This is a genomic window from Sphingobium sp. FG58 (assembly GCF_057809055.1).
On the sequence record NZ_JBMDJF010000020.1, the window covers coordinates 45,166 to 59,822 of the forward strand.

Below are 14,657 nucleotides of genomic sequence, written 5' to 3' on the forward strand. Positions count from 1 at the left end.
TTATGTTTTTGGTTGGAGCAACCTGTCGAGGCTGCCCTCACCCTCTCCTGTCTTTTCGAGGCGCGGATAGCGCAGCCCGCCCGAATAATCGAGTGACAAAGTGCGGTAATATTTGTCCTGCTTTAGGATGATCTGGATCGGCGTCTTGGCCTTGATCGCCGCCTTCCACACATCGCCGGAAAATTCGTCGCCATTGACCGCCAGGATTTTCGCACCGATCACCAGTCCCGCCTTGAACGCCGGGCTGTCCCATATGACGCCGCTGATTTCGCCGTCATTCTTGACGATCAGGCCGATGCCGAAGCTCTGGTCGACCATCTTGTTGCTGCCCTCGGCCGCTTTGGTAAAGCCGTTAGGGGTGTCGCCATAGACGAGCCGGTATCCGCCCATGGTGAAGCCGCCTTTGGGCGTTTCCCTGGTCGGGCTGTCGACATAGGTCTGGAAGAATCCCGCCCAGTCATAGGGCGCGACGCCGTTCAGCGTATTGATGACGTCCTGCCGATTATAGACGAGCTGGCCCCAGTCGCCCGGCTTCACGCCGAAAAAGGCCTTGGCGAAATCGTCCAGCCCCTTGGCGCCCTTGGTCTGTTTACGGATGATCGCGTCGGCCTCCAGCCAGATCATCAGCCCTTCATTATAATAATCCTCCGACCGCTGCCAGCTGGCCCAGCCCTTGGGCCGCCGGGCGGAGATGATGGGATCATGCGTCGTATCCTCCATCGGCCGCCATTGCCGACCGACCGCCGTGTCCAGCTTGGCCGCGATCTGCGCATAGGCGTCGAGCGTCTCGGCCTTGGTGAACAGGCCCGACCGTGCGCCCAGCACATAGCCCCAGAATTGCGTCTGCCCTTCATAGACCCACAGCAGATTATCCTGCATCGGCGTGCGGAAATCGGGGGTCCAGAGCAGGTCGGGGCGGCGGAACTTGCCGTCCCAGCTATGGGTGAATTCATGGGGCAGCAGGTTGCGGTCCAGCAACGCCTCACCATCGCTCCATTTCTTGAAATAGCCCGGCTCGACCTGATTTTCCGAACTGCGATGATGTTCCAGCCCAATGCCGCCCATTTCGTCGGTGATCGCCAGCAGGAAATCATAATGGTCGAAATGATAGCTGCCAAACAGCGCGCCCGCCTCGGCGACCAGCTTCTTGTGCTTGGCGATCTGGTCGGGGGTATAGACCAGCTCGTCGGCATCATCGGCCACGATGTTGAGCGTGACATTGCTGCCCAAATCCACCGCCTTGAAATGCGTGCCTGCGAACACCGGCGAATCCTGCAACGCTTCATAGTCGATGACGTCATAGGCCACGGTGTCGCCGGTCCGCTTGCCGCGCAGCGCGGTCGCGGCCTGCCAGCCGGCGGGATAGGTGACGGTCGCCTGCACCGGGATCTGGCGGGTATAATAGCCCGCTGGATAGAGCGAGACGCTTTCCCACTGGATATTCTGCATCTTGGGCGTCACCACGACGCGGCCCTGATTGCCGACGGTGGCCGACAGAAACTGGAACTGGGCCACGACCTGTCTGGTCCCCTGCGGCACGTCGATGACGAAGCCGAAGGCGTTGAGTGGATCGCGCTTCCAGCTCAGCGGCTTGCCATCGGCGGTGAAGGTCAGGCCGGTCAGCTTTTCCAGCTGGCCGCGCGGCGCGTGGTTGCCCGGCAGCCATTCGGGCATCAGCAGCGTCATCGGCCCGCTGGTCGCGACCGGAATCGTCTCCTTCACCCGGAAGATGCGCTGGACCGTGTCGCTGGCATCGACCTCCAGCTTGATCGTCCCGCCGGGATAGGGAATGTCCTTTGGCACGGGGCTGGCATCATTGATCGGCAAAGCGGTGGGCCTGGACCGGATCGCCTCCTGCGCGGCAAGCGGGCCGGCGATCGCGGTCGACAGGATAAGGGCGGCAGCGAGGCTGCGGATCATGAACGTCTCCGAAAATTTGGGCTGGGCCGGACGGCCCTCATGCCGCCACAATGGCGTCGGCACGCGGCTGCGTCCAGCCTGTCTGGATGGAAAATGCTTGATCGCGCGCGTCAACATTGCCATGGGCACGCCATCGGGATCAGCGCCTTCCCGGTCAGCGCATCCGCGCCAAAGGCCGCCCATTGCCCCGCCACCTTGTGGATCAAGGCGGCGTGGATGAAGGAGCTGTGCGTGGATCGTTCTGCCTTTTTACCCCTTTTCGCGTGGCTGCTTGGCAGCGTCCCTCTCGCCGCTCAGGCCCAGGACAAGGCGCCCGAACAGGGGCTGGCCCTCTCCGGCAATGTCCGCTTTCGTTATGAAGCGCTCGAAGGGCAGGCCCGCGCCGGGCTGGACGATCGCATCGACCTGGTCAGCCTGCGCACCATCCTGACCGCCAGCTATGGCGCGGGGCCGATCCGGCTTGGCGCGGAACTGTGGGACAGCCGTGTGTGGGGCGGCCAGCGGGGGGAAGGGATCGGCACGGGCGAAGTCAACACGATCGAACCTGTGCAGGCGTTCGTCGCCGCCGATCTTGGCCCGTTGCTGGGTCGGGGCAGCAAGACGTCGGTGCAACTGGGGCGCTTCATGCTGAATCTAGGGTCGCGGCGGCTGATCGCGGCGGACGATTATCGCAACACCACCAACGGCTCCACCGGCGCGCGCGTCGACATCGCCACCGCGCGCGGCGGCACCGCCACGCTGATCTATGTCCTGCCGCAGATGCGCCGTCCTGACGACGAAACATCCGTGCTCGACAATCGTGGCGGGCTCGACCGCGAAAGCTTCGACCTCCAGCTATGGGGCGGCTATGGCGCGCAGAAGATTGCGCGCGGGACTATGGCGGAAATCGGCTATTTCCGCCTGATCGAGCGCGACATGCCCGGCCGCCCGACCCGCAACCGCGACCTGCACAGCATCAGCGCCCGCATCATGCGCGACCCCGCGCCCGCGCGCCTCGACTTTGAGGTGGAAGGGATCGGCCAAATGGGCAGCATCCGCGCCAGCGCCGCGCCTGCTGCCCTGCCGCTCGATGTTGCGGCCTGGTTCGTCCACGCCGACACGGGCTATACTTTCCCCGGCCCCCTGCGCGCGCGGGTTTCGGCCGAGTTTGATTATGCCAGCGGCGACCGGCCGGGCCGCAGCTATGGCCGGTTCGATACGCTGTTCGGGATGCGGCGGGGCGACTTCGTACCGGCGGGCATCTTTGCCCAGACCGGTCGCGCCAACATATTGACGCCCGGATTGCGGGTGGAAATGGCGCCGGGCAAGCGGCTGGACCTGTTCGCGGCATGGCATCCGATGTGGCTTGCCGCGCGCAACGACGCCTTTTCCACCACCGGGGTGCGGGATGCTGGCGGCCGGTCGGGGCGCTTTGCGGGGCATGGGCTGGACGGGCGGTTGCGCTGGTGGGCGAAGCCGCAAAAACTGCGCGTGGAAATCAATGCCAGCTGGATCGGCAAGGGGCACTTTTTGCGCGACGCACCCAATGCCCCGGATGCCGGCAACCCGCGCTATATCTCGCTCGCGCTCTCGTCGATGTTCTGACCGCAAAATCGCGTTTCCTTGGGACACAATTGCGGTTAAAGGCCCGGCATATGGCGAAAATCGAAACTCCGCGTCCGGTTCGTGGCACGCAAGACATGTTGGGCGGCACCCCGGAAGCATTTGCGGAACGGTTCGCACATGTGGTCGCGACCTTTGACCGGGTGCGCAGGCTCTACGGCTTTCAGCGGGTCGAGGTGCCGGTGTTTGAATCCACCGCCGTTTTCGCCCGGTCGCTGGGCGAATCCACCGACGTCGTGTCGAAGGAAATGTACACGTTCGAGGATCGCGGTGGCGATTCCATCACGCTGCGCCCGGAATTCACCGCCGGGATCAGCCGTGCCTATATCACTGAGGGCTGGCAGCAATATGCGCCGCTCAAAGTCGCGACCCATGGGCCTTTGTTCCGCTACGAACGCCCGCAAAAGGGCCGTTTCCGCCAGTTTCACCAGCTCGACGCCGAAATCATCGGCGCAGGCGAGCCGGGCGCGGACGTGGAATTGCTGGTGTTCGCGGACCAGTTGCTCAAGGAATTGGGCATTAATGACGGCGTGACGTTGACGCTCAACACGCTGGGCGATGCGGAAAGTCGCGAGGCATGGCGCGCCGCGCTGATCGCCCATTTCGAGGCGCATCGCGGGGACTTGTCAGAGGACAGCGTCGAGCGGCTGGCCAAGAACCCGTTACGCATCTTGGACAGCAAAGACCCGCGCGACCGCCCCGTCGCGGATAGTGCGCCCGACATCGACGCCTATCTGACCGACGAGGCGCGCGCTTTTTTCGAGAAGGTGACGAGCGGGCTGGATGCCGCGGGCGTGGCGTGGGAACGCAATGCCCGTCTGGTGCGCGGCCTCGACTATTATCGCCACACCGCGTTCGAGTTCGTCACCGACCGGCTGGGCGCGCAAGGCACGGTGCTGGGCGGCGGGCGCTATGACGGGTTGATCGAAAATCTGGGTGGCCCGGCCACGCCTGCGGTCGGCTGGGCCGCGGGGATCGAGCGGCTGGCGATGCTGGTGGATGTTCCGACGGCTCCGAGGGATATCGTAGCAGTTCTTCCTGATAAGCGAGACTTGGAAGATGAGGCTTTGGCAGTTGCCGCACGATTGAGGCGTGCCGGAATCCGTTGTTGGACACCGTTGGGAGGAAACCCCAAGAAATTGCCTGCCAAGGCACGGCAGGCAGGAGTGGAGGCAAATCTTTTCGTGCTGCATCCAGATTCTGAAGGCCGTTGCTTCAATTTTATATCAGTCTCTGATGATCCGTCGGTGCATGAACTGTTTAAGCCTATCTCAGCGGTTTTGGGCGAAGATCGTTTCGGCAATTTCTCTCATTTCAAGAATAACAAAGCCGACTGATGCCGACCTCCGCCCGTCGCGCCACCCCACCCCCGTTCGCCCTGAGCCTGTCGAAGGGCTCACCTGAGCGCAGCGACGGTCCCGGCCTCGCCTCCGCTCGGCAGAAGGCTTCGACTTCCCCCGCATCAAGTCCGGGGCCGAACGGATCGGGGAGCGGTCGCTAATGCACATATCCCCCGAACGCATCGCGCAGATTGAGGCGCGCCGGGATGAGGTGCAGGCGTCGATGACGCGCGCCGATCTGCCGCCCGATGCGTTCGTGCGCCTGTCGAAGGAATATGCCGAGATCGAGCCGGTGGCCCGCGCCGCGCATGAAGTGCGCCGCCTGCGGCAGGAACTGGCTGCGCTCGATTATATGGCGGGCGGGGTGGATGCGGATGCGGACCCGCTGATGCGCGAAATGGCGCAGGAGGAGATGCAGCTGCTCAAAAGCCAGCTGCCCGCCGCCGAACGCGCGCTGGCGCTGCAATTGCTGCCCCGCGATTCGGCCGATGCGCGCCCGGCCATGCTGGAAATCCGTGCCGGGACTGGCGGGGACGAGGCTGCCCTGTTCGCGGGCGACCTGTTCCGCATGTATCAGCGCTATGCCGATTCGCTGGGCTGGAAGATGGAATTGATGTCGGCCAATGCGTCCGAAGCGGGCGGTTACAAGGAGGTCGTCGCCTCCATCACCGGCACCGGCGTGTTCGCGAAACTCAAATTTGAAAGCGGCGTCCACCGCGTCCAGCGCGTCCCCGTCACCGAAAGCGGCGGGCGCATCCACACATCGGCGGCGACCGTCGCGGTGCTGCCTGAACCGGAGGAGGTGGACGTCCAGATCGCAGATGGCGACCTCAAGATCGACATCTATCGCGCGTCGGGCGCTGGCGGCCAGCATGTCAATACTACCGATTCGGCGGTTCGCATCACCCATTTGCCCAGCGGGCTGGTGGTGATCCAGCAGGACGAACGGTCCCAGCACAAGAATAAGGCCAAGGCGATGCAGGTGCTGCGCGCCCGCCTCTACGAAGCCGAACGCGAACGCACCCAGAGCGAACAGGCCGGCGCGCGCAAGGCGATGGTGGGATCGGGCGACCGATCCGAACGCATCCGCACTTATAATTTCCCGCAAGGCCGCGTCACCGACCACCGCATCAATTTGACGCTGCACCGCCTGCCGGAAATTCTCGAAGGGCCGGGGCTGGCGGAGGTGATCGACGCGCTGATTGCGGAGGATGAAGCGGCGCGGCTGGCGCAGCTGGACGGGGTCGGGTAGTTTTGGACGAAGACCTTAGCTCGGCGATCATTGCCTATCTTGGCTATGGCTCAGCGAGTCATCCGCAAACGGACTGGAAAGCCGTTGTGGCCATCATTGGTATGGCGAGGGCACAGGCCGTAGAAATGCCCATGTTGGATTTGCTTCAGAAATTGCGATCCAGCGAACCCGATTGGAGGGTGCATTCCCTCTACAGCGGTAGTGAATGGGCCGTTCGGCAGGTCAGATGTGATGCAGAGATCAGCGATCGGGCAGCCAAGGCGCTTGTGTGGCTTTACTCGTTCGAGAACAAATGACCATCCCCGACGCCCTGCGCGCTGCATATGTCCAGCTCGGTGTCGCCAGCGATACACCGCGCCTCGACGCGGAACTGTTGATGGCCCATGCGCTGGGTCTTTCCCGCAACGACCTGCTGCTGCGCCAGCGCGACCTGAGCGTCCCGCCGGGCTTTGCGGCGCTGCTTGATCGGCGGCTTGGCGGGGAGCCGGTCGCCTATATTATCGGCTATCGCGATTTCTGGACGATCAGCCTGGCGGTCACCCCGGACGTGCTGATTCCCCGCCCGGACAGCGAAACGCTGATCGAGGCGGCGGTCGCGCATTTCACGGCACGCGCACCGCAATCCATCCTCGACCTTGGCACCGGTTCCGGCGCGTTATTGCTGGCAGCCTTGAGCGAATGGCCCGATGCCCATGGTCTGGGCATCGACGCCTCGCCCGGCGCGCTGGCGGTGGCGCAGGGCAATGCGGAGCGGCTGGGGCTGGCCGACCGCGCGACCTTCCGCTTGGGGGACTGGGCGCAGGATGTGGACGGTCCGTTCGACCTGATCCTGATCAACCCGCCCTATATCGCGCGCAGCGTCACGCTGGCAGGCGATGTGCTGCATGAGCCGGACAGCGCGCTGTTTGCGGGGGCGGAGGGACTGGACGATTATCGCCGCATCGCGCCCGATCTGCCCCGCCTGATCGCGCCGGGCGGCATGGCCGCGATCGAGATCGGCTATGACCAGAAGGATCGGGTATCGGCGTTGCTGGCGGACGCGGGCCTGCGCGTGCGGGCGTTGCAGGACCTGGCCGGGCATGATCGTTGCCTGGTCGCAACATGTCCGTCCCGCGACGGCACAGCGTAATTAACGCCATGACAAGCGGAAATTGCTTGGTTTCTCCGGCGAAAGCCTCTACATCGGCAGCAGAGATGGCACTATCTCGTGATATGGTCGGTTCAGGCCATTGATAGAAAAGGCCTTTCTCTACGCTCCTGACAGTCATGACGGCGCTGCTGCCCGGCGCCGCTGGCAGCTTGAGGCACTGGCCCTTTGAACCGGCCATGCCCGGCGGAGCCGTATCCGGTCTGATGTGCGGGCCGTGCTTGGGGATGGCGACGGAACAGAGTTTTCAGCCAATATGATGACAGCGAACGCAAGGATCATGTCTTGATCAACAACCGGCAGGCCGGTCGCCGCAATCGCGGCCGGAACAATAATAACAACGGACGTCCCAACAATGGTGGCAATCGGGGCGGGGGCGATAATGGCAACCGCATCGACAACCGCGCCCGTGGCAATGCGACCCAACTTCTTGAGAAATACAAGAATATGGCGCGCGATGCCCAGATGGCGGGCGACCGTGTGAATGCGGAATATTATCTGCAATTTGCCGATCATTATTTCCGCGTGCTGGCCGACAATCGCGCCCGGCAGGAAGAGCAGCAGGCCAACCAGCCGCAGCGTCACCGCCGCCCGGACGAGAATTTCGACGAGGATGGCGATGATTTCGAGGGCGTCGCCGACGGCGTCGACGAATTCCGCACCGATTCCTCCTCCTATGATCGCACGCCGCGCGAACAGCCCGACCGCGCCCCGCGCGAGCAGGCCGAACGCGCGCCGCGTGACTATGGTGATCGCGCCCCGCGTGACAATGACCGGGCGCCGCGAGACTTTGATCGTGCGCCCCGCGACAATGACCGCGCCCCGCGCGATCAGGGTGATCGTCCGCAGCGCGACTTTGCGCCGCGCGACCAGAATCGCCGTCAGGACGAAGTGCGCGAAGATCGTAGCCGTGAGGATCGCGGCCCTCGCCGTGACCGCCCGCGTCGCGACCGTCCGGTCTTTGCCGAAGCGCAGCCGCAGGTCGAACAGGCTGCACCCGCGCCGGTTGCTGCTCCGGTCGTAGAGGCCGCACCCGCGCCGCAGATGGAAGAAGCACCCCGTCCGCGCCGTGGTCGCCCGCGCAAGGTCGTCGATGTGGCGGCATCCGAAGCACCTGTGGGTCTGGACATGGCGATCCTGCCGCCCTCGATCGCGCGTGCCGACAATGATAGCGAAGTCAGCGAGGACGCGCCCAAGAAGCGCACCCGCCGCCCACGCGCGACGACCGAAGCGGCCGAATAAGCCGCCTCGCTATGCGAGTTGAAAAAGGGGACGGCGCCCGGCGCGCCGTCCCCTTTTTCATGCCCGCTTCCCAATCGCGGCGGCTTGCGGCACAAGGCTGGGACAATGCCGGGAGAGACTTGCCGATGACGACCCTCCGCCTGCTTGCGTCGCTGCTGTGCGCGCTTCCCGTCGCTGCGCTGGCGCAGGGAGCGGCCGATCCGACCGGCGCTTCGGCCCAGGGCGATGTCGCCGTCACCATCTATAATAATGGTCAGTCGTTGGTGCAGGATGAGCGGCAACTGGTGATGACGGTGGGGCGCAACCGCATCGAATTTCCCGACGTGTCGGCACGCATCCGGCCCGAAACCGTCACCCTGTCCGGTCCCGGCATCGCCATCGTCGAACAGAATTTCGACTATGATCTGCTGTCGCCCGACAAGCTGATGGACAAGGCGGTCGGGCAGGAGGTGACGTTGGTGCGCACCAATCCAGCCACCGGCGCGGAAACGCGGGAGCGGGCCAAGATCCTCGCAGCCAATGGCGGCATCGTCCTCCAGATCGGCGCGCGGATCGAGGTGCTGCGCGACGATGGCCTGCCGGTGCGCGTCATTTTCGACCGGGTGCCGCCCAATTTGCGGGCCAAGCCGACCCTCTCGGTCACGGTGGACGCAGCGCGCGGCGGCGCGGTGCCGACGCGCCTGTCCTACCTGACCCCCAATCTGGGCTGGACCGCCGATTATGTCGCGCTGTTCGACGCCGCCAAGGGCGCGATGGACATGCAGGGCTGGGTGACTCTGACCAACAATACCGGCACGACCTTCACCAATGCGCGCACGATCCTGGTCGCGGGCAATCCCGCCAATGGCGGCGGGCGGCGCAACTGGTGGCAGTCTGGCAGCGGCGCGATTGATCAGGCGGGGACGGAAAGCGGCCCGCGCGAACGGCTGGGCGACTATTATCTCTATCCGCTTGAGCGCCGCACGACGATTGCCAACGCGCAGCAGAAGCAGGTGAGTTTTCTGGATGTGAAGGGTGCGCCTGCACGGGCGACCTATGAATATCTCAATCCCTGGATGGGCAGTTCGGCGGAACCGCTGAGCGCATCGAGCGTGCTGAAATTCTCGACCTCCAAACAGGGCGGCCTCGGCGACCAACTGCCGGCCGGCACCATCCGCGTCTATATGCGCGATGCGCGCGGCGACCCGCAATTCATCGGCGAAAACAGCATCGACCATACGCCGATGGGATCATCGATGGCGCTGCGCACCGGCGAGGCGTTCGACGTCAAGGTCCGGCCGACGGTCGAACAGCGCACCAAGAAGGGCGCGTCGCGCTGGGAAACAAAGATGCGCTACACGCTGACCAACGCCCGGCCTGAGGCCATCACGGTCGATCTGGCGCAGGGCGGCCTGTGGGGCGATACGCGCGTCAACGCCCAGAGCGTGGAGGGGCGGCGCGTATCGGCCGACCGGATGGAATGGAGCGTGCCGGTCCCGGCCAATGGTTCGGTGGACCTGACCGTCACCTTCGATTCGCGCTACTGAAGCGGGTCGCTGTGCGACTTTTGCGCCACCAGATTTGTTTTCCCGCGAAGGCGGGAATCCAGTCCCGACGTTTCAACTGGATTCCCGCCTTCGCGGGAATATGGTGGCTTTTGGCGCTGCTTCTTTGTGCCATCGCTCCATCAGTGCAGGCGGACACCGTCATCTCCACCCGGATCGATGCGGTGTCGGTCACCGTCTATCGCGCGCCGGGCCGGGCCGCGGGGGCGATCGACCGGAACTGGCCGGGCGGCTATGCGCTGGTCACCGAAACCCGCACGGTCGATTTGCCGCAGGGCGAGTCGATCGTCCGGTTTGAAGGGGTGGCCGAAGGGCTGATGCCCGAAACCGCCATCCTCTCCGGTATGCCGCGCGGCGTGCGGGAGAAGAATCGCGATGCCCGACTGCTGTCGCCGGCCGGGCTGGTCGACGCCTATCTCAAGCGCAGCGTCACGCTGCGCCGCACGGATCGCAGGACCGGCACGGTGACCGAGCAGGACGCGATCCTGAGCGCCGGGCCGACCGGCGGCGTGATCGTCCAGACCGCGCAGGGCTATGAGGCGCTGGGATGCAGCGGCCTGCCCGAACGGATGCTCTACGCAGAGGCACCCAAGGATCTGTCGCCGCGCCCAACCCTGTCGGTGATCGCGACCAGCGACCGGCCGACCCGCGCGACGCTGCAACTCACCTATCTGGCTGAAGGGTTCGACTGGTCCGCTTCCTATGTCGCGGACATGAAGGGGGAGACGCTCGACCTGATGGCCTGGCTGACGGTTGCCAATGGCGGCGTTACCGGCTTTGCCGACGCCCAGCTCAACGTCATTGCCGGGCAGCCCAATCGCCGGGCGCGCGGGGCGCAGGCGCGTGCCACCGGCGGCCCGCTGCGTTTGCAATGCTGGCCGATGGATGTGACCAGCACGCATCCGCGCTGGGACTTGTTCCCAGTGGATATGCGGCGGCCAAGAATGATGGAAATGGACGACGGCCTGGGCGACATCGTGGTGTCGGCGCGACGGCGAGATGGGATTTTGCAGAGTGCCCCGATGGCGGTTGCGGCAGTCACCAACGAGGTAATCGCTGAGCGGGAGGATCTGGGTGACCTTAAATTCTATCGCGTGCCTGTGGCAGTGACGGTCGCCGCCAACAGCCAGAAGCAGGTCGCGCTGCTGCGTCAGCCCAACGTGAAGGTCGAGCGCCTCTATGCCGCGACGATCGGCGGGTTCGACGGGGGTGAATTCCGGTCGATGACGCTGCGGCTGCGGTTACAGAATCGCAAGGATGACGGCCTTGGCCTGCCCATGCCATCGGGCGGGGTGGCCGTGTTCGAGCAGATGGATGACCTGCGCCTGCTGGCCGGGGAAGCGGAAATCGGCGACAAGGCGGAAGGCGAGCGGATCGACTATGATCTGGCCGAAAGCGCGGACGTCCGTATCGCAGTGCGGCAGACGCAGGCGTCGCGCAAAAGCCAGCGCTGGACGATCGCGCTCAGCAATGCCCGGCCCTTTGCCGTCACCGCCGAAGTCACCATCCCCCACGACATCACGCCCCGCCCGACGGATATGGAACGGCGCGGCAATGCATGGATTTGGCGGGCGACGGTCCCCGCCAATGGCAAGGCGGAGTTGGCCTACACTCAGCACCTGCCGCGCTGATATTCAGGCGTCGGGCAGTGACCGCGGCCGGTGATTTTCGTCCAGTGCGACGAAGGTGAACACACCGTTCGTTACGTCCACCGTTTCCGCCCCGCCATTGCGTGTCGCGACGACATCAATCCGAATCGCAACCGATGTGCGCCCCTGCCGCTCGGCATGGGCATAGACCGACACGAGATCGCCCATCAGGATGGGCGAGATGAATTTCATGCTCTCGATCGCGACGGTCGCCACCGCGCCCTGCGCGATTCGCCCGGCGACGATGCCACCGGCAATATCCATCTGGCTCAGCACCCAGCCGCCGAAAATATGGCCGTTGCTGTTGATGTCGGCCGGGCGCGGCACCACGCGCAGGATCACCTCGCCACGCATGTCACTCATTCTCAATCACCTCATCCTTGATCCGGTCGATCACCTGTTCGTCATGCCCGGTGCCGCTGGACAGGAAAACCAGCGCCATCAGACCGGTTCCCAGCATGAAGGTCAACCACACGCCCAAAATCGTGGCGATCACCATATGGATCGGCATCGGCCCGGCCCACAGCCGCAGGAAGATGAGCGACGCGATCACGCAGAGGGCGCCACCCCCGGCCATCCAGAGCATGATGCGGCGAAACCGCGCCCAGGCGGTGGCGGCAATTTGCGGGTCATCGAGTGCTTGTTTGCGTGTCATCCCTTTTCTTTGGGCCACGAAAATGTGATCATCAAGCATCGAGACATAATGTCCAAGGAAGGAGAGCGGTCATGACCATCGCGGCAATATTGCAGGGCAAGGGGCGCGACGTCATCCAGGTGCGATCGACCGACAGCGTCTTGTCCGTAGTGACGCTGCTGGCGGAGCGGCGGATCGGCTGCGTGCCGGTGGTGGATGACGGGCAAGTGGTCGGGATATTTTCCGAACGCGACCTCGTCTATCGCGTGGCGACCGAAGGCGCAGCGGCGCTGGAGCGTCCGGTTTCCGACGTGATGACGGCCCCAGCCATCACCATTGACGACCAGACGCCCGTCATGTCGGGCCTGTCGCTGATGACCAAAAGGCGCATCCGCCATCTGCCGGTCGTGGTCGATGGCGAACTGATCGGGCTGATCTCGATCGGCGATCTGGTCAAATTCCGCATCGACCGGATCGAATCGGAAGCGGCGGCGCTGCGCGACTATATCCAGACGGCGTGATTGGCGGACGTGGACGTCCGGTTTAGGCGGGAGCCTGAACCGGCGGCGCGCGGCGAATCACCAGCGCGACCAGCTCCATCAGCGTCCCGCGCGCACACAACATCAGCGCGGCTAGGAAGGCGATCCCGCCCGCCGGCACCAGCACGGCCAGCCGGATCGGTGCGGCCAGCGGCGGCAAAATCCGGTCCACCGCCAGCACCACGCCCGCCATCAGGATCGCACAGCCCAGACCCGGCGCGGCGGCGCGGATGAGGTCGATCAGACGCAATCCCATCGGCGCGCCTGCCAGCCGCGCCGTCACGACCGTCAGGATCGGGAAGGCACCCAGCCAGGCCCAGGCCAGCCCGATCGCGCCGAAGGTGATGCCGATGAGGAAAGCGACCGGCATCAGCACCGCGCCGACGCCCGCGATTCGCGCGGTCGTGCCGGGGCGGCCCAGCGCATTGCTGACCGGCGCAAACATCACCTGCAAGGTCATGAACGGCATGGCCAGCGCCAGCACCGCGACGAAGGGGGCCATTTCCAGCCATTTCGCCCCGAACAATGTTTCGACCAGCGGCTCTGCGGTCACCGCCATGCCCAGATAGACGGGGCAGGAGATGAGCAGCAGCAGCCGCACCGCCTTGCAAAAGGACCAGGCGACGCGCGAGGGGTCTTTCTGCATCCGCGCATAAGCGGGGAAGGCGACATCGTTGAGCGGCGGGATGAATTTGCTGACGAAAATCTGGGTCAGGAACAGCGCTTCGGCATAGAGGCCCAGCTGATGCGGCTCCAGCACGCGCCCGCCGATGAAGATATCGGCCTGGCTCTGGACGATCCAGAACAACTGTCCGCCCAGCAGCGACGCGCCATAGGCGACCATTGCGCCGGTGCCGCGAAAGTCGAAGGTGGGGATGGGCCGGAACCCGGTCGCCAGCACATAGCCCAGCCCCTTGACCCAGAAGCCTGCGATCGGCGCGAACACCAATGTCCACACGCCCCAGCCCGACAAGGCACCCACCAGCGCCACCGCGGCAGAGGCAAAGGCAGCGATCAGATTGACCAAGGCTGGCCGCTTGAAATCGAGCGCCCTGCCCATGATCGCTTCGGGAATCGAAATGAAGGGGGTGGAAAGGTAGAGCAAAGCCTGCACCCGCAGCAGGTCGGCGACCATTGGCTGGTCATAATAGTCGGCGGCAATGGGGGCGATTCCCAGCTGGAGCAGCGCCAGCGCACCATTCAGCAACAGCATGATGGTGAAGGCCTGGCGCAACCGGTGCGAATCGAGCTTGTCCGACTGCACGAGGGCGCTGACCAGCCCATAGCCATTGAGGAAGGTCGCGAAATTCAAGATCACCTGGGTCATCGCGAACAGGCCGTAATCGGCCGGATCGAGCAGGCGAATGACCGCCAGCGTCACCACCCAGCTCATCATCTGCGAGATGATCTGGCTTCCCGAACGCCAGAAAATCGCGCTCCTGATGCGTGCGCCGAAACCCGCGTCGTCCGCGTCGGCATCCTGCAAACTCATGCTCTTAATCACCCATGGCCATGATCGGCGTCACCCCTGTCTAGACCGCAAACGCCAAAAATTTCTGAAACAAAATTGCAAAAAGCATTTGACGGGTCGGGAGGTCGGGCCTAGAGGGCTGTTCACCGGACGGGTTGCTGCCTAACGACAGCGATCGGTTTGGTCGCCAACATAGACGGACAGATGTTCCCCGGCACGCAAGGATCGGGGAGCGCATCTTGTCCGCCACTATTTTTGGCAGGGTTCTTTGACATTGTTAGTCAGATGAAGGGACATGTGGGCGGCGGCTCCGGTCT

General features: G+C 64.3%; 13 protein-coding genes. 9 read left to right on the forward strand and 4 right to left on the reverse strand.

Going from position 1 to position 14,657, the window contains the following annotated elements; genetic code table 11:
• Nucleotides 1-1,920 carry a M61 family metallopeptidase gene (locus ACODR8_RS17285; protein WP_489008417.1) on the reverse strand — a complete coding sequence of 640 codons (1,920 nt, stop codon included), beginning with the start codon at nucleotides 1,918-1,920 and terminating at the stop codon, nucleotides 1-3.
• 93 nt (nucleotides 1,921-2,013) lie between these two features.
• On the opposite strand from ACODR8_RS17285, the gene ACODR8_RS17290 reads away from it, so the two are divergent.
• From ACODR8_RS17290 to ACODR8_RS17325, 8 genes are all read left to right on the forward strand, one after another.
• Complete coding sequence (locus tag ACODR8_RS17290; protein ID WP_489008405.1) at nucleotides 2,014-3,504, forward strand: alginate export family protein; 1,491 nt, start codon at nucleotides 2,014-2,016, stop codon at nucleotides 3,502-3,504.
• Between the two features lie 50 nt (nucleotides 3,505-3,554).
• Entirely contained in the window at nucleotides 3,555-4,859 is a 1,305-nt protein-coding gene (gene hisS / locus ACODR8_RS17295; protein WP_489008406.1) for a histidine--tRNA ligase, read from the forward strand.
• A gap of 163 nt (nucleotides 4,860-5,022) precedes the next feature.
• Nucleotides 5,023-6,114 (forward strand): peptide chain release factor 1, encoded by a 1,092-nt coding sequence (gene prfA / locus ACODR8_RS17300; RefSeq protein WP_119743709.1) that lies wholly within the window; start codon nucleotides 5,023-5,025, stop codon nucleotides 6,112-6,114.
• 2 nt (nucleotides 6,115-6,116) lie between these two features.
• The gene (locus tag ACODR8_RS17305) at nucleotides 6,117-6,410 is read left to right on the forward strand and encodes a hypothetical protein (protein ID WP_489008407.1); all 294 of its coding nucleotides are present in this window, start codon (nucleotides 6,117-6,119) and stop codon (nucleotides 6,408-6,410) included.
• Nucleotides 6,407-7,243: a peptide chain release factor N(5)-glutamine methyltransferase gene (prmC, locus tag ACODR8_RS17310; RefSeq protein WP_489008408.1), complete on the forward strand. Its 837-nt coding sequence runs from the start codon at nucleotides 6,407-6,409 to the stop codon at nucleotides 7,241-7,243. The genes ACODR8_RS17305 and prmC overlap by 4 nt, the downstream gene beginning before the upstream one ends.
• Nucleotides 7,244-7,546: 303 nt before the next feature.
• Nucleotides 7,547-8,503, forward strand: a complete 957-nt coding sequence (locus ACODR8_RS17315; protein ID WP_489008409.1) for a DUF4167 domain-containing protein — start codon at nucleotides 7,547-7,549, stop codon at nucleotides 8,501-8,503.
• Nucleotides 8,504-8,628: 125 nt separating this feature from the next.
• Nucleotides 8,629-10,029 carry a DUF4139 domain-containing protein gene (locus tag ACODR8_RS17320; RefSeq protein WP_489008410.1) on the forward strand — a complete coding sequence of 467 codons (1,401 nt, stop codon included), beginning with the start codon at nucleotides 8,629-8,631 and terminating at the stop codon, nucleotides 10,027-10,029.
• 143 nt (nucleotides 10,030-10,172) lie between these two features.
• The gene (locus ACODR8_RS17325) at nucleotides 10,173-11,678 is read left to right on the forward strand and encodes a DUF4139 domain-containing protein (RefSeq protein ID WP_489008411.1); all 1,506 of its coding nucleotides are present in this window, start codon (nucleotides 10,173-10,175) and stop codon (nucleotides 11,676-11,678) included.
• Nucleotides 11,679-11,681: 3 nt separating this feature from the next.
• On the opposite strand, the gene ACODR8_RS17330 is transcribed toward ACODR8_RS17325, so the two are convergent.
• Both ACODR8_RS17330 and ACODR8_RS17335 read right to left on the reverse strand, forming a co-directional pair.
• Nucleotides 11,682-12,059, reverse strand: coding sequence for an acyl-CoA thioesterase (locus tag ACODR8_RS17330; RefSeq protein WP_489008412.1), 378 nt, complete (start codon nucleotides 12,057-12,059; stop codon nucleotides 11,682-11,684).
• On the reverse strand, nucleotides 12,052-12,351 hold the full coding sequence (locus tag ACODR8_RS17335; protein ID WP_489008413.1) for a hypothetical protein: 300 nt from the start codon (nucleotides 12,349-12,351) through the stop codon (nucleotides 12,052-12,054). Before ACODR8_RS17335 ends, ACODR8_RS17330 begins: the two co-directional genes overlap by 8 nt.
• A 71-nt stretch (nucleotides 12,352-12,422) precedes the next feature.
• Between ACODR8_RS17335 and ACODR8_RS17340 the strand changes: the two genes are divergently transcribed.
• Complete coding sequence (locus ACODR8_RS17340; RefSeq protein ID WP_217672555.1) at nucleotides 12,423-12,851, forward strand: CBS domain-containing protein; 429 nt, start codon at nucleotides 12,423-12,425, stop codon at nucleotides 12,849-12,851.
• 22 nt (nucleotides 12,852-12,873) lie between these two features.
• Here ACODR8_RS17340 and ACODR8_RS17345 read toward each other — a convergent pair whose 3' ends face one another.
• A complete protein-coding gene (locus ACODR8_RS17345) occupies nucleotides 12,874-14,361 on the reverse strand; it encodes a lipopolysaccharide biosynthesis protein (RefSeq protein WP_489008414.1) in 1,488 nt (495 codons plus the stop codon).
• Nucleotides 14,362-14,657 lie beyond the last annotated feature (296 nt).

Bases quoted from the DNA above. Each gene is read 5' to 3' on its own strand.
- ACODR8_RS17320 (WP_489008410.1), top strand. From the start codon at position 8,629: ATGACGACCCTCCGCCTGCTTGCGTCGCTGCTGTGCGCGCTTCCCGTC.
- prfA (WP_119743709.1), top strand. From the start codon at position 5,023: ATGCACATATCCCCCGAACGCATCGCGCAGATTGAGGCGCGCCGGGAT.
- ACODR8_RS17335 (WP_489008413.1), bottom strand. From the start codon at position 12,351: ATGACACGCAAACAAGCACTCGATGACCCGCAAATTGCCGCCACCGCC.
- ACODR8_RS17345 (WP_489008414.1), bottom strand. From the start codon at position 14,361: ATGAGTTTGCAGGATGCCGACGCGGACGACGCGGGTTTCGGCGCACGC.
- ACODR8_RS17340 (WP_217672555.1), top strand. From the start codon at position 12,423: ATGACCATCGCGGCAATATTGCAGGGCAAGGGGCGCGACGTCATCCAG.
- hisS (WP_489008406.1), top strand. From the start codon at position 3,555: ATGGCGAAAATCGAAACTCCGCGTCCGGTTCGTGGCACGCAAGACATG.
- prmC (WP_489008408.1), top strand. From the start codon at position 6,407: ATGACCATCCCCGACGCCCTGCGCGCTGCATATGTCCAGCTCGGTGTC.
- ACODR8_RS17290 (WP_489008405.1), top strand. From the start codon at position 2,014: ATGCTTGATCGCGCGCGTCAACATTGCCATGGGCACGCCATCGGGATC.
- ACODR8_RS17285 (WP_489008417.1), bottom strand. From the start codon at position 1,920: ATGATCCGCAGCCTCGCTGCCGCCCTTATCCTGTCGACCGCGATCGCC.
- ACODR8_RS17330 (WP_489008412.1), bottom strand. From the start codon at position 12,059: ATGAGTGACATGCGTGGCGAGGTGATCCTGCGCGTGGTGCCGCGCCCG.